Genomic DNA, 20,957 nt, shown 5'->3' with positions numbered 1-20,957 from the left:
CGCGCGGCCGATCCGGCCCATGATGGAGCGGGTAACACCATTCGCCACGCCCGCCGACCAGGAGCCGCCCCATGCGCATCGGAATCCCCCGCGAGATCAAGAGCGGCGAGCACCGCGTCGCCGCGAGCCCGTCCGGGGTGGCGTCGCTGACGCGCGCCGGCCACGAGGTGCTGGTCGAGGCCGGCGCCGGCGAGGGCTCGTCGATGCCGGACCAGGCGTACATCGACGCCGGCGCGACCATCGTGGACACCGCCGAGGAGGTGTGGGCGAAGGGCGATCTGCTGCTCAAGGTCAAGGAGCCCATCGAGCCGGAGTTCGCGCTCATGCGCCCGGACCAGATCCTGTTCACCTACCTGCACCTGGCCGCGGCACCCGACTGCGCGCGGGCGCTGCTCGACGCCGGCACGACCTCCATCGCCTACGAGACCGTCACCGACGACCGCGGCGAGCTTCCGCTGCTCACCCCGATGAGCCAGGTCGCCGGCCGCCTGGCCGTCCAGGTCGGCGCGTACCACCTGATGAGCCACTTCGGCGGCCGCGGCATCCTCCTCCCCGGCGTCCCCGGCACCCGCCCGGCGCGCGTGACGGTCATCGGCGCCGGCCAGGTCGGCGCCTCGGCGGTGGCCATGGCCCACGGACTGCGCGCCGACGTCACGGTCCTCGACCTCGACCCGCGCGCGCTGAAGCGCATCGACGACATCTACCGCGGCACCGTGGACACCGTCTTCTCCACGCCGCACGAGATCGAGCAGGAGCTGCTGCAGGCGGACCTGGTCATCGGCGCGGTCCTTGTCCCGGGCGCGAAGGCACCGACGCTCGTCTCCGACGACCTGGTCGCCCGCATGAAGCCCGGCGCGGTGCTCGTCGACGTGGCCATCGACCAGGGCGGATGCTTCGAGTCCTCGCGCCCCACCACCCACGACGACCCGGTGTACGCCGTCCACGACGCCCTCTTCTACTGCGTGGCCAACATGCCCGGCGCCGTGGCCAACACCTCCACCCAGGCCCTGGCCAACGCCACCCTCCCCTACGCCATGGCCCTGGCCGAGCACGGGTGGCCCGGCGCCGCGGAATCCTTCCCCGGGCTTTGCGACGGCCTGATGACGTACCACTCCGCCCTCCGCAACCGGTCCGTCGCCGATGCCCTCGGCCTGGACTTCACGCCCCTCGACGACTCCGCCGCCGCCGGCTGAGGGGCGGGCGGGGGCGGCGCCGGGCCGTCGTCAAGCAACCGCTTTTTCCAGCCGAAACCCCTCCCCGTGACCCTCGTCACGTATATGGTTCATTTTCACGAGAAAGCCATACAAGGAGGCCCGAGCCAGATGTCCGACACGATCGACGCCAACGCGACGACCAACGCCGACACCGCCACCACCAGCGCCGCGGACAAATTCCGCGCCCGCGCCAAAAACTCCCTGCGCGGCACCACCGACCTCATCCGCGGGCTCGCCCCCGTGACCAAAGCCGGCGTGCTCGGCGCGATGGGCCCCGGCGCAATGGGCAAGGCCGCCGGCTCGATCTACCGCTGGGACTTCTTGCCCTCCGGCCTGCTCGGCATCGCCGCCGCCCGCGACCCCCACCACACCGCCATCATCGACGACGGCGGATCCATGACCTACGCCGAATTCCACGACAACGCCAACCGCCTCGCCCGCGCCCTGCGCCACGGCGACATCCGCCCCCGCGACCGCATCGGCGTGCTGTGCCGGAACCACCGCGGCTTCCTCCTCGCCCTGTGCGCCCACGGGCGGCTCGGCACCGACCTCGTGCTGCTCAACACCGGCGCCTCCGCCGAGCAGACCCGCGCCGTCATCCGCGAGCAGAAACTCGACTTCCTCTTCATCGACGAGGAATTCACCCACATGCTCCCCGACGACTTCGACCAGTGCCCCGTCGCCGTGTCCTGGCTCGAGGACTACCAGGACACCACCAACGTCCGCGAAGGCTGGACGTCCATGCGCGAAATGCTGCGCACCGCCCCGCCCGAAGCCTGGCCCACCGCCGACCTGCCCAAGCGCCCCCGCCGCGGCCGCGTCATCGTCCTGACCTCCGGCACCACCGGCACCCCCAAGGGCGCCCGCCGCCCCGAGCCGAAGTCGTGGATGCCCGCGTCGTCGATCATGAGCCGCATCCCCCTGCGCCACAACAGGCCCGCCTACCTCGCCGCGCCGCTGTTCCACACGTGGGGCTTTGCGACGGCCCAGCTGTGCATCGCCCTGCGCTCGACCATGGTGCTGCGCCGGCACTTCGAGCCCGCGGACGCGCTGCGCATCATCGAGGCCCACAACCCGCACACGATCTTCCTCGTGCCCACCATGCTGCAGCGCATGCTCGAAGTGATGCCCGACGACTACGACGTCTCGGCGTCCCCGCTGGAGGTCATCGCGTCGTGCGGCTCGGCGATCCCGGAGCACATAGTCAAGCAGGCCCTCGACCGCTTCGGGCCGGTGCTGTACAACCAGTACGGGTCGACCGAGGTGTCGTGGGCGACCATCGCCACCCCGGCCGAGCTCGCCGCCAACCCCACCACCGCCGGGCGCGCGCCGCTGGGCACGCGGATCGTCATCCGCGACGACGAGGGCAACGAGCTTCCCGAGGGCGAGACCGGCCGCATCTTCGTCGGCAACGGCATGCTCTACGAGGGCTACACCCGCCCCGGCGCCGACAAGGAGATCATCGACGGCATGGTCTGCACCGGTGACCTGGGCCGGCTCGAGGACGGGATGCTGTACATCTCCGGCCGCGAGGACGACATGATCGTCTCCGGCGGCGAGAACGTCTTCCCCCGCGAGACCGAGGACGCCCTGTCCGACCTGCCCGGCGTGCGCGAATGCTGCGTCTACGGCGTCGACGACGACCGGTTCGGCCAGGCGCTCGTGGCGTGGGTCGTCGCCGACGGCTCCCCCGAGGGGCGGGCGCTGACCGAGGCCGACGTCCGCGACCACGTCAAGGCGCGCCTCGCCCGCCACTCCGTGCCCCGCCAGACCGTGTTCATGGACGAGCTGCCCCGCAACGCCGTGGGCAAGGTCGTGCCGCGCATGCTGCCGAAGCCATGGGAAGACGGCGGCGAGGGCGGCGCGGGCGCGGGCTCCGATGCGGGCGCGGCCTCCGACACCACCGGCACTGACGGCGCGACCCCCACCTCCTCCGCTGCCAGCTCCGACGCGACCGGCACCGACGGCGCCCAGCTGGTCGGCCAGGATCGGCTCCAAACGGCCGGATAGCGCAGGCGGTCCCGCCGGCCGCTGTCCCCACCCCATCTCCCCCAGATACCTACGTTCCGGCCAGGTACTCACGTTTAAACATGAGTACCTGGCCGAAACGTAGGTATCTGCCCGTTTGCGGCGCCCCTTCGCCGCCACCGCACCCCCGCTCCATCGCGGATAGACGTCCGACCGCCACTGCACCCCGGCTCCATCGCGGATAGACGCCCGGCCGCCACTTCACCGCCCCGCTCCATCGCGGAAAGACGTCGAGTGACCAGAAAGAAGCGGTTGGCCGCGTCTTTCTGTTCGCTGGACATCTATCTGGGCTTCAGAGAAGGGCCCATCCGCCTACGTAGCTGCGTGGACGGATACGACGGATACATGGAACGTAGGCGTCGTCAAGCAAGAAAGCGGGCCACGGCCCGTGAACGACGCAAACTGCCGACGCTTCGGTGATTTCATGCAACGAAATCGCCGAAGCGTCGGCAGTTAGTGCCATTTACGACGGAAAGCGGCCCGGATCCGCTCAGCGCGGACCCGAACCGCTATCCGGTTATCGCCGACCCGCTACTTCAGCTGCTTGGAGCTCAGCCCCAGCACGCGGCGGGCGACGACGAGCTGCTGGATCTGCTGGGTGCCCTCGAAGATGTCCAGGATCTTCGAGTCGCGGGCCCACTTCTCCAGCAGGTTGCGCTCCGAGTAGCCGTACGCGCCGGCCAGCTCGACCGCACGCAGGGTCACCTCGGTGCCCATGCGGCCGGCCTTCGCCTTCGACGCCGAGGCCTCGAGGGTGTTGGGCTGCTTGTTGTCGGCCATCCACGCGGCGCGCAGGGCCAGGAGGTACGCGGCCTCCCAATCCGACTCGAGGCGGATGTACTCCGCCACGGCCGCGGACTGGGCGAAGGCGGGCTTGTCGTAATCGATGTCGACGCCGGCCTCCTCCAGGATGCGGCGCAGCTCCTCCAGCGCCGCACGCGCGACGCCGATGGCCATGCCCGCGACCAGCGGACGGGTGTTGTCGAAGGTCGCCATGGCGCCGGCGAAGGACTTCTTCACGTCGATGTCCGGCGAACCCAGCAGGTTCTCGGCCGGGACGCGGACGTTGTCCAGGCGCAGCACCGCGGTGTCGGAGGCGCGGATGCCCAGCTTCTCCTCCAGGCGCTCCACGGTGAAGCCCGGAGTGCCCTTCTTGACCAGGAAGGACTTGATCGCCGCGCGGCCGAGCGACTTGTCCAGGGTCGCCCACACGACGACGGAGTCGGCGCGCTCGCCGGAGGTGACGAAGATCTTCTCGCCGTTGATGATGTAGTCGTCGCCGTCCTTGCGGGCGGTCGTGGACACGGCCGACGAGTCGGAGCCGAACGACGGCTCGGTGATGGCCATCGCGGCCCACGTCTTGCCGAAGCTCGCCAGCTGCTCGTCGGTGGCGACGGCCGCCAGCGCCGAGTTGCCCAGGCCCTGGAACGGCAGCGACAGCGTCAGGCCGACGTCGCCCCAGCAGGTCTCGATGACGTTGAGCAGCGACGCCATGTTGCCGCCGTTCTTCACGCCGGTGCGCTTCTTCTTCTCGTCGCCGCGGCCGCCGGACGCGCCGGAGAAGGCGTTGCCGCCGTCGGCCATGCCGTCCATCATCGACGCGAGGGTGTCCAGCTCACGCGGGTACTCGTGCTCGGCGAGGTCGTACTTTCGGGAAATGGGCCGGAAAATCTCCGCCGCGGCCTGATGCGCCTGCGCGGCGCCCGCCCGGAGGAACTTCGGCAGTTCGAGGTTGATCATGTCGGATCCTCTTTCAAATCTGAAGTGTCTGGCGGTTTACAGGACGACGATGCCCTCGGCGATGCCGATGGCTCGCAGGTCGCGGTACCAGCGCTCGACGGGGTGCTCCTTGACGAAGCCGTGGCCGCCGAGCAGCTGCACGCCGTCGGAGCCGATCTTCATGCCCTTCTCGGAGGCGTAGTTCTTGGCCAGCGCGGCCTCGCGGTCGAAGCGGCGGCCCTGGTCGGCGCGGGAGGCGCCGCGCAGGAGGATCATGCGCAGGCCGTCGAGCTCGATCTTGATGTCTGCGACCATGAACGCCACGGCCTGGCGGTGCGAGATCGGCTCGCCGAAGGCCTCGCGCTCGTTGACGTAGGGCACGACGTAGTCGAGCACGGCCTGGGAGGTTCCGGCGGCGAGGGCGGCCCAGCCGAGGCGGGAGCGGCGCAGCACGTCGCGGTACTCGATCTCGGCCTGCTCGGCGGAGATCTGCTCGCCGCCGAGGATGGCCTCGGCGGGGACGCGGACGTCCTTGAGCACGAGGCGGCCGAGCGCGGCGCCGCGGATGCCCATGGAGGGGTCGGCCTCGACGTGGAGGCCCTCGGCGGAGGACTCGACGATGACCAGCGCGGGGCGGCCGTTGAGGTTGACGCCGACGATGAACAGCTCGGCGGCGCCGGCGTTGGGCACCATCGACTTCACGCCGTTGAGCACGATCTCGTCGCCTTCGCGGCGGCCGGTGGCCTCGGGCTTGAGGGGGTCGAACAGGGGGCGCGGCTCGGAGATGACCACGGCGGAGGCGGGGACGTCCTCGCCGGCGAAGGCCGGCAGGTAGGTCTTCTGCTGGGCGTCGGAGCCGTGGGCGGTCAGCGTCGCGGCGACGCCGGCGGGCGCGAGCACGGTCAGCGCCAGGCCCATGTCGCCGTAGGCCAGCGCCTCGGCGACCAGCGCGTTGGTGGTGACGTCTTCGCCGGTGGCGATGCCCTCGAAGGACTCGGGGACGTTGATCAGGGCGACGCCGAGCTCGGCGGCCTCGGTCAGGAGGGTCTCCGGCGGGGTGGCCTCGTGGTCGCACTTGGCGGCGACGTCGCGCAGGCGGGATTCCGCGAACTCCTTCACCGTCTCGACGATCATCTGCTGATCCTCGGTCGGGGTGAGGTCGAAGAGCTTCTTCGACGGCGTCTTGGCCGGCTCGGCGGAGGCGGCGTCGTCGGGGGCGGCGGCCTGGGCCTCGCGCGCGGGGCGCTGGGGCTTGCCGGAGCCGGACACCTTCTTGAACTGGCGGTTCGCCGCGCCCAGGGTCTTGAAGCCGGACTTGGTCGACTGGTAGATCACGCGGTCGATCGTCGGCTGCAGGTCGTACTTCTGGGCGAAGTCTGAGCCGGTGATGGACGTGATGAACCGCATCGCCGCGCCGATGGCGTCTCGGCCGGGGTTGTTGCGGCCGACGGTCGAATCCTCGCGGTTCTTCTTCTCGCTCATGTGTTCATGGCCTTTCGAGTCAGAACTGTTACTGGGATAACGATAAAGCCATCTCGTGATCGTTGTCACATCTTTCCGCAGAACTACCCCATAATTGGCACTATCGCCGCCCCCGTAACGCACCCCCGGAAAAACACGAGGTCAACATCATATTTTGCTTTACGACGATCCGGGAAACGGCGTTATCGCAGGTATGCGGCGTGAGCGGCTACGCATGAACGAGGTTTCCACCGCCGACAGCCGCCGGACACCCGCGGGCAACCTTTCGTTTCCATCCGCTCGTTAGCGTCCGCAGCATGGTCAAGGGACGCGGGGAAACGACGGATCGGGCGGCGGGAGTTTCCGGGGACGGTGGGGCACGGACGATCAGTCGCCGGACTGCTTTGGCGGGCGGGGCCGCGGGCCTGGGCGTCTTGCTCGCCGCGACGGTGGTCCCGAAGGCGCGGGCGGTGCGCACCGGCGGCATCGAGGCCACGGACCTGGAAGTCGTCACCGTCACCCCGACGTCGGTGACCTTCGGTTTCGCCTCCTACACGGCACCGCATCCCGCTTACGGCCCGCTGCGCCCGACGGTGCCGACGCTCGGCGAGGTGGCCCTCGCCCCGGCCGATGATCCGGCGGTGGCGGCCGACCTCACCGGCTCCGCGGCGATCCCCGGGCCCGCTGGCTCGTGGACCCGCCCCGGGATGCCGGAACTGCCCGTCGTCGCGACGTCCGATTCGGAGACCGGGTTCCACCTGGTCACCGTCGACGGCCTGGAGCCGGGCCGCGACTACGTCTTCGAGTGCCGCTGTGACGGGGTCCCCGCCACGCCGGGGCTGATGACCACGAACATGCCGGGCTCGCCGGAAATCTCGGGGCGCATCACCACGCTGACTCCACCGCCCGGCGAGCACGTCACCACCATCGCCGTGCTCAACGACGCCCACATCGGCGAAGAGAAGCACGGCCTCATCCTCGGCGACTTCCCGGAGGCGATCGTTCAGGAACCGGGGTTGCCGCCGTTCCCGGAGGTGATGCTGGCCTCCGCGCTGGCGGAGATCCGCGATCGCGGAATCGGCCGGGTCTTCGTCAACGGCGACACGACTTCCGAGGCCCGCCCGCACGAGGTGCGGCGCTTCCGCGAGATCATGGACGGTTTCGGCGCCCACGGCGTCGACTACCACGTGACCCGCGGCAACCACGACCGCCCGCACACCCCGGACTCCGATCCGGCGGCCGGCTACGAGACGCACCCGGTGCTCGAGGGCACCGACGACCACCGCGACCCGTGGGGCGAGGAGTTCGTGCCGCGCCAGACCATGTGGCGCACCGACGTCGGCGGACTGCGGGTGCTCGGGCTGGACTCTTCCATGCTCGACGAGTCCGGCGGCCGCATCGAAGAGGGGCAATTTGCGGCGCTGGAGGCCGAGCTCGCCGCCGACCCCGGCCGACCGACGCTGCTGCTCGCCCATCACCCGGTCACCGTCGAAGCGGCGTTCACCAACGTCGGCACCCCAACCTTCACCCTCAACCTCGACCACTCGGACCGGCTGCAGCGGGCGCTGGCCGCGACCCCCGGCGCTTTCCTCATGGCCGCCGGCCACACGCACCGCGCCCGCCGCACCGCCCCCGACGCCGCGAAGAACGTCGACTTCGTGGAGTTCGGCTCCGCCGCCGGCTACCCCGGCGGGTACACGCTCATCCACCTGCACACGGGCGGCTACCAGGTCAATTTCCACCGCACTGGCTCGCCGGAGGCGCTGCACTGGTCCTCGCGCTCCCGCTGGGCGATGTACGGCCTCAATCCCGAATACACCCTGGGCACCACGGCACACCGCAACTACGTGGTCGAACGCGACCTGTCGGGTCTCGGCCGCTGACGCGAAAAACGACGGACCGGCGCGAACGCCGGCCCGTCGTCAAGCAAAAACAGAAACGAAAACCTAGCCCTGCTCGGGCTTCACGATCGGGAACAGCACCGTCTCGCGGATGCCCAGGCCGGTGAAGGCCATGAGCAGGCGATCGACGCCCATGCCCACGCCCGTGGTCGGCGGCATGCCCTGCTCCATCGCCTGGAGGAAGTCCTCGTCGAGGACCATGGCCTCGTCGTCGCCGCCGGCGGCGAGGCGGGCCTGGTCCTGGAAACGCTCGCGCTGGATGACCGGGTCGACGAGCTCCGAGTAGCCCGTGGCCAGCTCGAAACCGCGCACGTACAGGTCCCACTTCTCGGTGACGCCCGGCTTGGAGCGGTGCTGGCGCGTCAGCGGGGAGGTCTCCACGGGGAAGTCGCGGACGAAGACGGGGCCGTCGAGCTGGTCCTCGCACAGCAGCTCCCAGATCTCCTCCACCAGCTTGCCGTGGCCCCAGCCGCCCTTGGCCGGCACCTCCAGGCCGATGGCGGCGGCGATGGCCTTGAGCTCCTCGACGGTCGAGTCGACGGTGACCTCCGGCTGGCCCGGGAACTTCCGCGCCAGGGCCTCGTTGAGCGAGGGGTACATCTCCAGCTGCTTCCACTCGCCGCCGAAGTCGTACTCGGTGCCGTCGGCCAGCGTGACCGTCGTCGAGCCGAACACGGCCTGCGCGATTTCCTGGATGACCTCGCGGACGGTGCGCGCGGAGTCGTCGTAGGTGCCGTAGGCGTCGTAGTACTCGAGCATGGCGAACTCCGGCGAGTGCGACGAGTCGATGCCCTCGTTGCGGAAGTTGCGGTTGATCTCGAAGACCTTCTCCATGCCGCCGACGACGCAGCGCTTGAGGTACAGCTCCGGCGCAATGCGCAGGTACAGGTCCAGGTCGAGGGCGTTGGAATGCGTGACGAACGGGCGGGCCGCCGCGCCGCCGTGGAGGGTCTGCAGCATCGGGGTCTCGACCTCGAGGAACCCGCGGCGCTCCAGCGCGTGGCGGAGCTCGCGGATGACCTTGATGCGGGTGATCGCGTTGTCGCGGGCCTCCGGGCGCATGATCAGGTCGGTGTAGCGGTGGCGGACGCGCTGGTCCTCGCTCATGTCGGAGTGCGCGAACGGCAGGGGGCGCAGCGACTTCGACGCCATGGTCCACTCGGTGGCCATGACGGACAGCTCGCCGCGGCGCGACGCGATGACGCGGCCGGTGATGATGACGAAGTCGCCCATGTCCACGTCGGCCTTCCACGCGGCCAGCGCGTCCTCGCCGACCTCCTTCAGGCTGAGCATGGCCTGCAGCTGCGTGCCGTCGCCCTCCTGCAGGGTGGCGAAGCACAGCTTGCCGGTGTTGCGCACGAAGATGACGCGGCCGACGACGGTGACCACGTCCTGGGTCTCCTCGCCCGCCTCCAGCTGCCACTGCTCGCGGACCTCGGCGAGCGTGTGGGTGCGCGGGACCTCGACCGGGTAGGCCTGGCCGCCGTCGGCCAGGAGCTTGGTGCGCTTGTCGCGGCGGATGCGCAGCTGCTCGGGCAGGTCGGTGGCGGGCTTCTGGGCCTGGTTCGGGGTGGGGTTCTTCGCGTCAGTCACGGTTTCACAGGGTAGCCGACTGCTTGACGACGGCATATCCGGCGGGGTGCCGCCCCGCCCGCACCGGCGCGGCGGGCCTATTCGCCGGCGCGGCGCCAGCCCCGCCGCAGGTCATCGACGATCGACGGGTCCGCAAGCGTGGACGGTTCCATGTCGCGGGGCGCGGAATCGGCGCCGAAGGCCATTGACGCCGCCGCCACGTCCGGCGTGAAGAACCGCAGCGGCGGGGCGCCCGGCGGCACGGCGACCTCCGGGCCGGGGCGGGGCTGGGCGGCGGGGTCGGGAGCTGCGTCGTCGTCAAGCGCAGGGTCGTCGTCGAGCACAGCGTCGTCGTCAAGCTCGGCCAGCCCGAAGCCCCAATCGCCGAAGGTGGGGACGTGGACGTGGTACGGCGTCGTGGCCCAGCCCGCCGCGCGCATGGTGGAGATGGTGCGCCAGTAGGCGTCGGGCGTGGAAAACGGCGACCCGGACTGGACGGCCAGGCGAGCGCCGGGGGCGGCGACGCCGCGGATGAGCCCGTAGAACTCCTGCGAGTACAGCCGGCCCAGGACCGGGGTGTCGGGGTCGGGCAGGTCGGCGTAGATGACGTCGAAGCCGCCGGCGGGGATGTCGCGGGGCTCGGCCGAATGCCCGCGCAGCCACGCGAAGGCGTCGTCGATGACCACGTCGACGCGGGGGTCGTCGAGCGATCCGCCGTTGTCGGCGGCCAATTCCGTGCGGGCCAGCTCGATGACCCGGGGGTCCAGCTCGACCTGGACGATGCGCTCGATGGTGGGCATGCGCAGCAGTTCCCGGGCGGCCAATCCGTCGCCGCCGCCGAGGATCAGCGCCGTCCGCGCGCCGTCGTGCAGCGCCGGGTAGACCAGTGATTCGGTGTAGCGGTATTCGTCGCGGCTGGAGTATTGCAGGCCGCCGTCGAGGAACAGCCGGGTGTCGTTTCCGGAGCGGGTGACCACTATCTCCTGGTAGTCGCTGCGCTCGGCGTGGACGATCGGCGCGGCGAACAGCGCCTGCCGTGCGCTGACCTCGACCTGGCGGACGGTGAACAGCAGGGTGACCAGGGCGACGGCCGCGGTGGCCAGCACGGCGACGGCGGCGATCAGCGCTCGGCGCGTGAGCATGCGGCGCAGCAGCAGAAGCGCGATGAGCAGCGCCGCGGCGACGTTGATCAGGCCGGTGACGGCGGTGCCGCGCAGCATGCCGAAGACGGGCAGGACGATGAACGGCCACGACAGGCCGCCGATGAGCGCCCCGAGGTAGTCGGCGGCGTTGAGGTTGGCCACGACCGCGCCGGATTCGGCGGCGGTGGTGCGGCGGCCGTGCTGGAGCAGCGTCATCAGCAGCGGGACTTCGGCGCCGACGAGCACGCCGATGGCGATGGTCGCCACCGCCAGCGCCGCCAGCGAATCGCCGGTCACCGCGAACGACAGGTACAGCAGCGTCGCCGAGAACCCGCCGACCAGGCCGAGCGCAGCCTCCACCCCGAGGAACGACGCCGCCGCCCAGCGCACCAGGGGTTTGGCGGCCAGTGCGCCGAGGCCCAGCGATGCGACGTAGCCGGCGACGATGACGGAGGTGGCCACGACGTCGCCGCGCCCCAGCGACGCGGACAGCGCCAGCAGTGCGAGCTCGTAGATCAGGCCGCACGCCGCGCACGCCGCGACCGACGCCAGCAGCAGCGCCCGCCAGAGTTTCCCGGGCGGATCCTCGGAGTCGGGAGAAACCCGAGTAGCGGGCTCGGCGGGCTCGGCGGGAACGGTGGGCTCGGCGGACGCGGCGTCGGTCACGACAGTGCGACGGCGTTGATCAGCCCGATCACCACGAGGGTGACCCCGGCCATCGCCGCCCGCGGCCGCAGTTTGGCGTCCATGACCACGTCGCGGAAGCGGCCGGGCACGAGGGCTTCGAGAACGAGCAGCGCCAGCGCCTGCATGATGATGCCGATGGCCCCGTAGATCAGCGTTTCCGTGATGCCCGCCCACAGCCGGTCGTCGGAGGCCCTGATGACGGAGACGATGATCATCGCCAGCGCGATCTGCTGGGCGCTCGCCAGGGTGGCGGCGCCCGCGCGGTTTTCCACGAAGACCAGTTCCCGCAGCTTGCCGGGCGTGAGCAAGTCGAGGACGACGAACCCGACCACCAGCACCGCGAAGCCCGCGGCGAAGTAGGAAATGGTGGCCACGATGCCGTCGACGAGTTGGTTGCCGAGCAGCTCCGCCGTCATTTCCTGCGCCGACACCAGGCCGGCGTCAAACGTGTGGGCCGCGGTGCCGATGCCCTGGGTGGTGTCGGTCATCTCGGGACTCCTTGCCTCGAACTGGACGGGTGCTGGAATGGGTGCTTGCGCAGATGCTTGAACGGGCACTGCGGTCGGGATGGGTGATGTGGCCGGTAGCGAAGCCGCGGTCATTTCGCGCCTCCCCAGGATCCGGAGTTGCCGCCCGATCCGCTCGCCGGAGATGCCGGCCGGAAGCCGTAGCCGAGGAAGGCGAAGCCGCCGTTGTTGTAGGTGCGGTCGAGCCCTTCGGCGCGGATGATGCAGTCGCCGTGGGGCATTTCCACGATGACGATCCTCTTCCTCGTGCGCAGGTACGCCGCACCCTCATGTTCGGTGTAGGCCTGCGGCCGCAGCTCTTCGCGCAGTTCGCGGCCGACTTGGATGGGGTCGGAGGTGCCGCAGCTCCACGTCGTGGTGCCGTCGGAGGTGGAGGCCTGCGCGTACGTGTCGCCGATGGTCCGCTCCACGCCCGACGACCCGGCGACCGCGCCGAAGATGATGGTGAGCACGCCGAGGACGATGACCACGATGCCGATGTTCTTCATCGCCCCACCTCCCGTTTCGTATCCCGGTCAGCCCGCCACTCCGACCGGGTGGCGACCACTTCCCCACCACTGGCCTGCGGGTACAGGTGCCACGTCCGCCAGCGGAATCCCCCGGGCATGGCCTCGCCGCGCACGGCGGTGATGGCGCCGTCGCGTCCCGGGAACTCGGCGACCAGGGCGGATGGGTCGTCGCCAAGCCTCCGCATCTGCTTGACGACGCCGCCGAAGTCCCCTTCGCCCAGCACCTCCACCGAGACGGCCGGGGCGTGATCGGCGGCCTCGCCCATCACGTCGCGCAATGGCGCACCACCGACGGCGGTGCAGGACAGCTCCTCCACGTGCACCGGTGCCGCGGCGTCACCGACGAAGGCGACATGCGAGGAGCCGAGGACGCCCAGCGTGAGCGAACTCGCGCCGCCGTGTCCGCCCGGTTCGGTCAGCGGGTGCGCGGCGATGGTCACGTGCGCGAGCGCCTCCGGCACGGCACCGCCGATGGACAATCGCAGGTCGTCGGCCCGGACGTCGGCGAAGGGGACATCGAGCGCCAGCGGCGCGGTGGTCATGTCTGCGGAGGTCATGTCTGCGGTGAGCGTGCCCGCCTCGATCACTTCCGTCATGAGGGTGCCCATGGTCGCCGTCCGCCCCCTCACCTCTCGTTGCCCTCGGCGCCGAACTGGCCGTTGGGGTCCGTCGGCGCCGGATAGACGGTCAGCCCACCCGGCGATGTCCGGTGGCCGAAGGAAATCTCCCACGGCCCGTTCGGCGACCACCGCTCCATCCCGAGCAACCGGTTGCCGCGCGCCTCGAAATCGATGTACTCCATGGTCCCCTCCGGCGGCAGGCCCGTGGTGCCCACGGAGCGGTAGCGGGCCTCGCCGCGCTCCTGCTCCCAGTACTCGTGGCCGTCGATGACGATGGGGTTCGTCGGTTCCTGCACCGCCGGGTGGCGCTTCCACCAGGTCAGCTCCACCGCACCCTCATCGTCTTCGACGCCGAACCACGCACCGTCCGGCCCACCGTCGAGCAGATGCTCCCACCAGCGGAAGGGCCCCTGGCTCAGCGCGAGGGTGCCGCGCACGACGTAGTCGTGGCCATCGCTGGAAATGATCGCCCCCGGCGCCAGCGACGTCGGGCCGAACTGGCGGAACTCCCCGGTCAACAGCGGATCGTTGTAGCGCGGCCCGCCACCGCCGTCCTTCCGCTTGCCCATCACCACCAGCACCACGCCCACGATGACGATGATCACGCCCACCACGATGATCCAGTTCATTGCCGGTCCCTCCGTCCGTCGTGCACTCTCACGCAGTCCCTCGCGAAGCCTCACGCGCCGATCCTGGCGCCGACCCTCGCGGGCCGATCAGGTATCCGCCGCGAAAAGACTTCCGTTGCGAGAAGACTACGCCCCACCCCGGATCGCGTCAGGGCTCCGAAGCCGCGATGTTCGAACAGTCCGCGACATCGCCCGCGCATCACCCCATCTCGGCGGCCGTCGGCGGATTCGCCCCGGGCCGCGACACCGTGATGGCCGCCGCGCGGACGGCGCGCTCGAGGATCGGGCCCCACTGTTCCGGCCCCCACGCCCGGACGACGTCGGCCGGTGCCGCGCCGCCCGCGCCGACGTGGGCCGCCTCGCCCAGGTGCGCGTCGATCTGCGCGGCGATGGTTCCCATCACCGTGTCGCCCGCCCCGATCGTGTCCGCAACCTCCACCGCAGGCGCCACGGCCGACACCTCTCCCCTCGCCGTGAACGCCGTCGCCCCTCCCGCGCCCTCCGTCAGAATCACCGCGCAACGGAACTCCCCGGCGATGCCCGAACACAGGCGGCGGACGTCGGGGCGGGGGTCGTCGTAAAGCCAGGCGAGGTCGGCATCGGAGAGCTTCAGCACCGTGACGTGCGGCAACCACGCGCGGAACCGCTCGCGGTACAGCCCCGGATCCGCGATGACCGCGGGGCGGATGTTCGGGTCCAGCGCGATGACGCGGCCGCGATCGGACTCGCGGACCATGACGGTCTCGTACACCGTCGCGCCAGGCTCGAAGACCAGCGAGCACGTGCCCAGGCACACCACGTCGACGTCGAGTGGGCCGGGATCGGCGACCAGGCGGTCGGCGGCGCCGGCCCAATGGAAGTCATACGTCGCCGACCCATCCGCGGCCAGCTGCGTCACCGCCAGTGTCGTCGGCTCCTCCCCCAACTGCACGAGGCCGACGTCGACCCCGGACTCCGCCAGCCGGGCCAGCCCGGCGCGGCCGTAGGCGTCGGTGGACAGGCGCGACAGGAACGCGACATCGGCGCCCTGCCTGCCCGCGGCGATGGCCACGTTGAACGGCCCGCCGCCCAAGTGCGGGCGCAGATCGGGGCCGTCGCCCGTGAGTCCCGCGGCGTTGCCGGGCCCACCTGCACCGGCCGAGTCCGCGGGTGCCCCGACCGGCACCAGGTCCACCAGCATTTCTCCGCCAACGACGATCATGGCCCCACCTTAGGGAAGGTGGGGCCATGAGGTCAGGGGGCGGCGGTCAGCGGTCGGCGGTCAGCGGTCGGCCGCCGATCCGGATCGCGGAGCTACGCGCCGATCTTGCCGCCGCCGGAGCGGACGACCTGCACCACGGCCGGGCGCGGCTGGGCGTCGCCGCCGTCGGGCCAGTGCGAGATGACGTTGTCGGGGTTGGCGTCGTCGTCCTCGCCCGGGTGCTGGACGTTGACCATCACGCGGTTGCCGTCGACGATCGGGCCGCAGGTCTCGGCGCCGACGGGGACGGTGAGGAAGCACTTGACCTCGCCGCGGCGCTCGCCCTCGACCGCGACGGCGTACAGGCCGTCGTTGGAGTCGAGCGCGTTGCCGTCGGTGGAGATCCACAGGTTGCCGTACTCGTCGAACGTCAGGTTGTCCGGGCAGGAGATCGGCGAGACCGACTCCTTGTCGAAGCCGCCGAAGTACGTCGCGGCCTCGGCCGGATCGCCGCAGACGAGCAGCAGGTTCCACGTGCCCTTGGTGCCGGCGTGGTCGTCGTCCATCTCCAGGACCAGCCCGTTCTTGTTCTCGGTGACGGGGGCGACCTCGGTCGGGCCCTCGTAGGGGCGGCCCGCGCCGTCGGTGGCCTGCTCGATCTTCTGGTCGATGACGCCCTGGCCGCCCTCGGCCATGCCGCGGTAGGAGTTGTTCGTCAGCGCGGCGTAGACCTTGCCGGTCACCGGCGACGCCTCGATGTCCTCCGGGCGGTCCATGCGGGTGGCGCCGACCTTGTCGCCGGCCAGGCGGGTGTACACGCACACCTCGGCGGCGTCCATGCCGTCGACGTGGGACTCGCCGGAGCCGTCGGCCTTGGCGGTCATCAGCGGGATCCACTCGATCTCGCCGTCGAACGCGCCGTCCTCGGGCAGCTCGCCGGAGCCGTCGATCTCGCTCTCCGGCGAGTTGCCGTTGAACTTGGCCACGTACAGGGTGCCCTCGTTGAGGATGCCCATGTTGTGCGCCATGTCGCCCTCCTTGATCTTGCGGGAGGAGACGAACTTGTAGATGTACTCGAAGCGCTCGTCGTCGCCCGAGTAGCAGACCACGGTGCCGTCGTCGGTGACGTGGATCTGGCCGGCCTCGTGCTTGAAGCGGCCCAGCGCGGTGTGCTTGACCGGCGTCGACGTCGGGTCGGAGGGGTCGATCTCGACGATCCAGTAGAAGCGGTTCGGCTCGTTCGGCTCCTTGGAGACGTCGAAACGATCGTGGAACTTCTCCCAGCCGCGGTCGGACAGGTCGTTCTTCAGCGAGTACCGGCCGAGCTTGTCCTTCAGCTCGGCGTCGTCCAGCTTGTCGACGCCACCGAAGTACTGGTCGACGTTCTCCTCGCCGGAGAGCATGGTGCCCCACGGCGTGATGCCGCCGGCGCAGTTGTTGAAGGTGCCGGTGACCTTCGTGCCCGTCGGGTCCTCGGTGGTCTTGAGCAACTCGTGGCCGGCGGCCGGGCCCACGACCGTGAACTCGGAGAAGCCGGTGATGCGGCGGTTGAGCTCGTGGCCCTTGATGGGCTTGAGGAAGCCCTTGTCGTCCTCCTCGACCGCCAGCACCGTGTGGCCGTGGGCGGCGATGCCGATGTTGGCCTGCTCTTCGGTCGTGCCGTCCACGTCCCAGTCGCGGAACATCATCGGCTCGGTGGTGTACTCGTGGCTGCAGACGTAGACCAGGGTGCCGTCGGCGACTTCGAGCACGCCGGCGAAGTCGTTGTTGAAGCCGAACTGCTTGGCCTGGGCGTCGGCGGTCTGGGCCTCGAAGTCGAACTCCGGGGCGCCGTCCTCGACCGGGTCGCCCCAGGCGATGAGCACGTTCTGCTCGTAGCCCTCGGGGATGACGACCTCGTCCTTCTCGTTGGGCTCGACGACCTGGAAGCGCATGCCCTCGGGGGACTCGCCGCCGCCGTTGCCCTCGCCCTCGGCGCCGGTGGTGGTGGTCGCGCCGGCGCCGTTGCCGTCGTCGGTGGAGCACGCCGCGAGGAGGGAGGCGCCGCCGAACGCGACGGTCGCCGCGCCGCCGACCTTGAGGGCCTGGCGGCGGCTGTAGGCGCGCTTGGCCACGTCGGCGAAGTACTCGTTGCCCGAGAACTCGTTGGGCGCGTCGTCGCGGCACGCGTTGCCGCACTTGTACGTGCAGGTCAGGGAGCTTCGGGAAGAAGCGAACGGGTTCTTCAGCAGGTTCTTGTGGATCAGCGCCACGGCGCACCTCTTCATGTGTCGGCTGGTTTCGCGGGGTCGGCCCGGCGGCGCGGGCATGCACTGCAAGGCTTGAACTCAGCAAACGTTAAGCCCACCGGGTGGCCTCGCGGTGAGTCGAAGGTGACGCTGGAGTTAACGCTCGGTGATCTTCCGTGGCACTGCGCGCTTTCGCTTGACGACGGCCACCGCCCACCCCGTCTGCCGGAATCCCCGGGGCCCCGTACCGTGTCGGGGCATGGGCGCATTCTTCGACGACGCGACGACCCCGTACCGACTGGGCTTGGCCGGCATGATCGCCGGTCGCAGCGACATCGCCTGGCGCGATGGCGGATTCCTCGAGTTCACGGGCGGGCGGACGGCCGGGGGCGATGGCCGCAAGAAGGGCGTCGCCCTCATCTCCGGCGGCGGATCCGGCCATGAGCCGCTGCACGCCGGGTTCCTCGGCGACGGCATGCTCCACGCGGTGTGCCCTGGGCACATCTTCACCTCGCCGAATGCGCGGCAAATCCTCGAGGCCACGCGCGCGGTCGACGACGGCTCGGGCGTGGTGCACATCGTGAAGAACTACACCGGCGACGTCATGAACTTCGGCGTCGCCGCCAAGCTCGCCGCCGAGGAGGGCATCCGCGTGGAGACGGTGCTCGTCGGCGACGACGTGGCCACCGACGCGGGCGACGGCTCAGGAGAAGGCACGGGAGACGGCGCAGGAGACGACGCGGAGTCGGACGGTCCCGGCCGCCGCGGCACCGGTGCGACGATCCTCGTGGAGAAGGCGTGCGGTGCGGCCGCCGCCCGGGGCGCCGATCTCGACGTGGTCGCCGACGTCGGCCGCAACGTCGCCCGGCGCGCCCGCTCCATCGCCATGTCGCTCAGCGGCGCCCGCACGCCCGGCGCGGAGGAGTCGTTCTCCCTCTCCGACGACGAAGCCGAGTTCGGCGTCGGCATCCACGGCGAGCGCGGCATCGACCGCCGCACGCGCACGGCCATCGACGAGGCCGTCGCCGAGATGATCGATGCAATCCACGAGGCCGCCGGCTCCCCCGATCGCGTCCTCGTCCTGGCCAACGGACTCGGCGGCATCGCCGGCCTGGAGCTCAGCGCGATTCTGGCGCTGGCCTGCGGCGAGCTCGAGTCCCGCGGCGCGGCCATCGAGCGCACCATGTGCGGCAACTTCATCACGGCGTGGGACATGGCGGGCTTCTCGTTGACCGTCCTCGGCGTCGACGACGATCTGCTCGAACTCCTCGACGCCCCCACCGGCGCGCCCGCGTGGGATGCCCCCGCCCCCTACGACGGCGTGCCCGAGGTGTCCGCCTCCGCCGCCGACGATCTCCCCGCCGCCGACTCCGGCCCAAAGCAGCCGGAGCTGTCGGCGTGGATTGAGCGGGTCCTCGGCGCCCACGACGATCTCACCGCGTTGGACCGCAAGGCCGGCGACGGCGACTTCGGCGTGAACATGCGCGAGGCGCTCGGCCCCTTTGATCTCCCCCTGCGCGGCACGGTCGGCGAGGTCCTCCATGCCCTGGGCGAGTCCTACCTGGTCCGCGCGGGCGGCACGTCGGGCGCGGTGTTCGGGCTGTTCTTCGCCACGATGGGCGCCGAAGCCGGTGACGCGACGTCCATCGCGGACGTCGATCTCGCCGCGGCCGCCCGCGCCGGGCTGGACGCCATCGTCGATTTGGGCGGCGCGAAGGTCGGCGATGGCACCGTCGTCGACGCCATCGAACCCGCCGTCGCCGCACTCGAGGACGGCGCCTCCCCCGCCGACGCCGCCGATGCGGCCACCGCCGGCGCGGAGGCCACCGCCGACCGGGTCGCCGGCAAGGGCCGCGCGAGCTACGTCGGCGACGCCGCGAAGGGCGTCGCCGACCCGGGCGCGCTGGTCATGGGCTGGTTCTTCGAGGAACTCGCCCGGTAGCTCCCCGCCTTCGCTTTACGACGCCTCCACCGTGAACAAGTCTCCCGGGGTGCAGGCCAAGGCGTCGCAAAGCAAGGTCAGCGTGGAAAAGCGGACCGCTTTCGCTCTGTCGTTCTTCATCACCGACAGGTTCACCGTGCTGATGCCGACCATGTCCGAGAGGGCGCGGAGGGTGAGGCCGCGGTCCTCGAGGAGACGGTCGAGGTGGCAGCGCACGCGGTGGCCGTCGGCGTCGGGCAACTGGGCGGGCGACATCAGACCAGGCCCTCCGTGTCGCGCTCCAGCGTGCTCGCGCGGCGGATGGCCACGCCGACCAGCGACAGCGTCATGACCAGCACGTACATGACGATGAAGTCCTTCGTGTCGATCGCCGGGATGCTCATCCAATGCAGGTTCAGATCGCGCAGCACCATGTTGCCGCCGAGCATCCCGATGAAGCCCGGCACGAACATGTAGAAGATCAGGCCCCAGCACATCGCCGACACCCAGCGGTACGAACCGAGCGTGAAGAAGTCGCCGCGCAGGAAATTGCGCGCCAGCCCCGCGCCGCACAGGACCACGAACAGCAGCGAGGCGAACGCCACCCAGTGGGCCGCCCACAGGAAACTGGCGGCGCCGTCGGAGATGAGCTCGCGGGCGACCGCGCGGCCATTGTCGACCGAGGCGTCCTGCGCGATGCGGGCGACCTTCGCCGGGACGCCGTCGCCGCCGATGACCGGGCGCAGCGCCCAGCCGATCAGCAGCAGCAGTGCCAGCGCCAGGGCGAAGACCGTGGCGTAGATGTCGGTGCGCTCCTTCTTCGGCGTCGACGGCTTCGGGTAGCGACGCTCGGCCTCGCGGCGGTCGGCGTCGCGACGGTCGGCGGGGCGGCGATCGCCGGGGAACTCGTGTCGGGGGTCGTCGTTCCAGGTGGACATGATGGCCTCCTCGGACCAGTGGCGGAGGGGTATCGATTGCCGATACCCCATCGATAGTCGTTGCCCTATCGATATTCGATACAGTAGCGCGACCGTCCGAGTGGCGCAACGTTTTTCGTTACGTTCTTCCATTGTCGCTGGTCAATACCCACTACACGCGCCCAGGCCCGACCGAAGCTCCTCCACGAAGCCCCTGCGCCACTCACCCAGATGGCCGCGCCGGCGACGGCGGGGCCCCAGCGCCACACACCCAGATCGCCACGCGGGCGATGACGGGGCCGCCGTGCCGAATTTCAGGTCATATGGGTGCCACCGAATTTCGCGACCTGCGGAAACGGTTTTATCGACGCGGCGTTGACATCTATATGGCACGAAACTCCCCGACGACGAATGCGGAGCAGCGATCCCGAGGGCGATGTCGGGGTTTGGGGCTGTTGCGTGGAGCGATGTCGGGGTTTGGGGCTGTTGCGTGGAGCGATGTCGGGGTTTGGGGCGGCAGCGGGTTGCGTCCTCTAGCGTGGTGTACCGACCACCTCGGTGACCGCCCCACCAACAACAAGGGCGACCACCGTAGGTACCTTTCGACTCAACTCCTACATCTCCTCGAAAGGCACACCACGATGGCCGCTGCGCCCAATCATATCGACCCCACCACCTACCTCGACGACTTGCTGTCCCAAG

At 70.3% G+C, this 20,957-nt stretch carries 16 protein-coding genes; 4 read left to right on the top strand and 12 right to left on the bottom strand.

The genetic code is table 11. From position 1 onward, the window contains the following. Positions 1 to 71: 71 nt before the first annotated feature. Both ald and ACFWGD_RS09300 read left to right on the top strand, forming a co-directional pair. Entirely contained in the window at positions 72 to 1,193 is a 1,122-nt protein-coding gene (gene ald, locus ACFWGD_RS09305) for an alanine dehydrogenase (protein WP_377778387.1), read from the top strand. A gap of 129 nt (positions 1,194 to 1,322) precedes the next feature. Then, entirely contained in the window at positions 1,323 to 3,224 is a 1,902-nt protein-coding gene (locus tag ACFWGD_RS09300; RefSeq protein ID WP_377778386.1) for an AMP-binding protein, read from the top strand. A 549-nt stretch (positions 3,225 to 3,773) separates the two neighbouring features. Here ACFWGD_RS09300 and ACFWGD_RS09295 read toward each other — a convergent pair. Both ACFWGD_RS09295 and ACFWGD_RS09290 read right to left on the bottom strand, forming a co-directional pair. Next, the gene (locus tag ACFWGD_RS09295; protein WP_377778385.1) at positions 3,774 to 4,982 is read right to left on the bottom strand and encodes an acyl-CoA dehydrogenase family protein; all 1,209 of its coding nucleotides are present in this window, start codon (positions 4,980 to 4,982) and stop codon (positions 3,774 to 3,776) included. Positions 4,983 to 5,018: 36 nt separating this feature from the next. Further along, complete coding sequence (locus ACFWGD_RS09290) at positions 5,019 to 6,443, bottom strand: acyl-CoA dehydrogenase family protein (protein ID WP_377778384.1); 1,425 nt, start codon at positions 6,441 to 6,443, stop codon at positions 5,019 to 5,021. 296 nt (positions 6,444 to 6,739) lie between these two features. Here ACFWGD_RS09290 and ACFWGD_RS09285 point away from each other — a divergent pair, with 296 nt between their 5' ends. Next, positions 6,740 to 8,305, top strand: coding sequence for a metallophosphoesterase family protein (locus ACFWGD_RS09285; protein ID WP_377778383.1), 1,566 nt, complete (start codon positions 6,740 to 6,742; stop codon positions 8,303 to 8,305). A 63-nt stretch (positions 8,306 to 8,368) separates the two neighbouring features. Here the strand turns inward: ACFWGD_RS09285 and lysS are convergent, their stop codons facing one another. The 8 genes from lysS to ACFWGD_RS09245 all read right to left on the bottom strand — a co-directional run bounded on the left by lysS (position 8,369) and on the right by ACFWGD_RS09245 (position 17,456). Beyond that, positions 8,369 to 9,916, bottom strand: coding sequence for a lysine--tRNA ligase (gene lysS / locus ACFWGD_RS09280; protein ID WP_377778382.1), 1,548 nt, complete (start codon positions 9,914 to 9,916; stop codon positions 8,369 to 8,371). 77 nt (positions 9,917 to 9,993) lie between these two features. Next, the gene (locus tag ACFWGD_RS09275; RefSeq protein ID WP_377778380.1) at positions 9,994 to 11,703 is read right to left on the bottom strand and encodes a polyamine aminopropyltransferase; all 1,710 of its coding nucleotides are present in this window, start codon (positions 11,701 to 11,703) and stop codon (positions 9,994 to 9,996) included. Further along, on the bottom strand, positions 11,700 to 12,212 hold the full coding sequence (locus ACFWGD_RS09270; RefSeq protein ID WP_377778379.1) for a DUF350 domain-containing protein: 513 nt from the start codon (positions 12,210 to 12,212) through the stop codon (positions 11,700 to 11,702). The genes ACFWGD_RS09275 and ACFWGD_RS09270 overlap by 4 nt, the downstream gene beginning before the upstream one ends. A gap of 110 nt (positions 12,213 to 12,322) precedes the next feature. Next, positions 12,323 to 12,739, bottom strand: coding sequence for a DUF4247 domain-containing protein (locus ACFWGD_RS09265; protein ID WP_377778378.1), 417 nt, complete (start codon positions 12,737 to 12,739; stop codon positions 12,323 to 12,325). Beyond that, complete coding sequence (locus tag ACFWGD_RS09260; RefSeq protein WP_377778377.1) at positions 12,736 to 13,356, bottom strand: DUF2617 family protein; 621 nt, start codon at positions 13,354 to 13,356, stop codon at positions 12,736 to 12,738. The genes ACFWGD_RS09265 and ACFWGD_RS09260 overlap by 4 nt, the downstream gene beginning before the upstream one ends. Before the next feature lie 29 nt (positions 13,357 to 13,385). Then, positions 13,386 to 14,009, bottom strand: coding sequence for a DUF4178 domain-containing protein (locus tag ACFWGD_RS09255; RefSeq protein WP_377778376.1), 624 nt, complete (start codon positions 14,007 to 14,009; stop codon positions 13,386 to 13,388). A gap of 199 nt (positions 14,010 to 14,208) precedes the next feature. Next, positions 14,209 to 15,210 (bottom strand): carbohydrate kinase, encoded by a 1,002-nt coding sequence (locus tag ACFWGD_RS09250; RefSeq protein ID WP_377778375.1) that lies wholly within the window; start codon positions 15,208 to 15,210, stop codon positions 14,209 to 14,211. 92 nt (positions 15,211 to 15,302) lie between these two features. Next, positions 15,303 to 17,456 (bottom strand): PhoX family protein, encoded by a 2,154-nt coding sequence (locus tag ACFWGD_RS09245; RefSeq protein WP_377778374.1) that lies wholly within the window; start codon positions 17,454 to 17,456, stop codon positions 15,303 to 15,305. A gap of 220 nt (positions 17,457 to 17,676) precedes the next feature. On the opposite strand from ACFWGD_RS09245, the gene ACFWGD_RS09240 reads away from it, so the two are divergent. Further along, the gene (locus ACFWGD_RS09240) at positions 17,677 to 19,359 is read left to right on the top strand and encodes a dihydroxyacetone kinase subunit DhaK (RefSeq protein ID WP_377778373.1); all 1,683 of its coding nucleotides are present in this window, start codon (positions 17,677 to 17,679) and stop codon (positions 19,357 to 19,359) included. A 15-nt stretch (positions 19,360 to 19,374) separates the two neighbouring features. On the opposite strand, the gene ACFWGD_RS09235 is transcribed toward ACFWGD_RS09240, so the two are convergent. Both ACFWGD_RS09235 and ACFWGD_RS09230 read right to left on the bottom strand, forming a co-directional pair. After that, complete coding sequence (locus ACFWGD_RS09235) at positions 19,375 to 19,614, bottom strand: helix-turn-helix domain-containing protein (RefSeq protein ID WP_377778372.1); 240 nt, start codon at positions 19,612 to 19,614, stop codon at positions 19,375 to 19,377. Continuing rightward, positions 19,614 to 20,276 carry a hypothetical protein gene (locus tag ACFWGD_RS09230; RefSeq protein ID WP_377778371.1) on the bottom strand — a complete coding sequence of 221 codons (663 nt, stop codon included), beginning with the start codon at positions 20,274 to 20,276 and terminating at the stop codon, positions 19,614 to 19,616. Before ACFWGD_RS09230 ends, ACFWGD_RS09235 begins: the two co-directional genes overlap by 1 nt. Between the last annotated feature and the right edge of the window lie 681 nt (positions 20,277 to 20,957).

The sequence above is a fragment of the Corynebacterium sp. NPDC060344 genome, from assembly GCF_042725215.1.
GTDB lineage: Bacteria > Actinomycetota > Actinomycetes > Mycobacteriales > Mycobacteriaceae > Corynebacterium.
The sequence above is the reverse complement of the archived record's forward strand: the minus strand, read 5'-3'. Positions and strand labels throughout refer to the sequence as shown.

What these genes read in the sequence shown, in the direction of transcription:
- ACFWGD_RS09290 (WP_377778384.1), bottom strand. Translation starts at nt 6,443, where the DNA reads ATGAGCGAGAAGAAGAACCGCGAGGATTCGACCGTCGGCCGCAACAAC.
- ACFWGD_RS09235 (WP_377778372.1), bottom strand. Translation starts at nt 19,614, where the DNA reads ATGTCGCCCGCCCAGTTGCCCGACGCCGACGGCCACCGCGTGCGCTGC.
- ACFWGD_RS09230 (WP_377778371.1), bottom strand. Translation starts at nt 20,276, where the DNA reads ATGTCCACCTGGAACGACGACCCCCGACACGAGTTCCCCGGCGATCGC.
- ACFWGD_RS09260 (WP_377778377.1), bottom strand. Translation starts at nt 13,356, where the DNA reads ATGACGGAAGTGATCGAGGCGGGCACGCTCACCGCAGACATGACCTCC.
- ACFWGD_RS09255 (WP_377778376.1), bottom strand. Translation starts at nt 14,009, where the DNA reads ATGAACTGGATCATCGTGGTGGGCGTGATCATCGTCATCGTGGGCGTG.
- ald (WP_377778387.1), top strand. Translation starts at nt 72, where the DNA reads ATGCGCATCGGAATCCCCCGCGAGATCAAGAGCGGCGAGCACCGCGTC.
- ACFWGD_RS09240 (WP_377778373.1), top strand. Translation starts at nt 17,677, where the DNA reads ATGGGCGCATTCTTCGACGACGCGACGACCCCGTACCGACTGGGCTTG.
- ACFWGD_RS09300 (WP_377778386.1), top strand. Translation starts at nt 1,323, where the DNA reads ATGTCCGACACGATCGACGCCAACGCGACGACCAACGCCGACACCGCC.
- ACFWGD_RS09295 (WP_377778385.1), bottom strand. Translation starts at nt 4,982, where the DNA reads ATGATCAACCTCGAACTGCCGAAGTTCCTCCGGGCGGGCGCCGCGCAG.
- ACFWGD_RS09265 (WP_377778378.1), bottom strand. Translation starts at nt 12,739, where the DNA reads ATGAAGAACATCGGCATCGTGGTCATCGTCCTCGGCGTGCTCACCATC.
- ACFWGD_RS09270 (WP_377778379.1), bottom strand. Translation starts at nt 12,212, where the DNA reads ATGACCGACACCACCCAGGGCATCGGCACCGCGGCCCACACGTTTGAC.
- ACFWGD_RS09250 (WP_377778375.1), bottom strand. Translation starts at nt 15,210, where the DNA reads ATGATCGTCGTTGGCGGAGAAATGCTGGTGGACCTGGTGCCGGTCGGG.
- ACFWGD_RS09285 (WP_377778383.1), top strand. Translation starts at nt 6,740, where the DNA reads ATGGTCAAGGGACGCGGGGAAACGACGGATCGGGCGGCGGGAGTTTCC.
- ACFWGD_RS09245 (WP_377778374.1), bottom strand. Translation starts at nt 17,456, where the DNA reads ATGAAGAGGTGCGCCGTGGCGCTGATCCACAAGAACCTGCTGAAGAAC.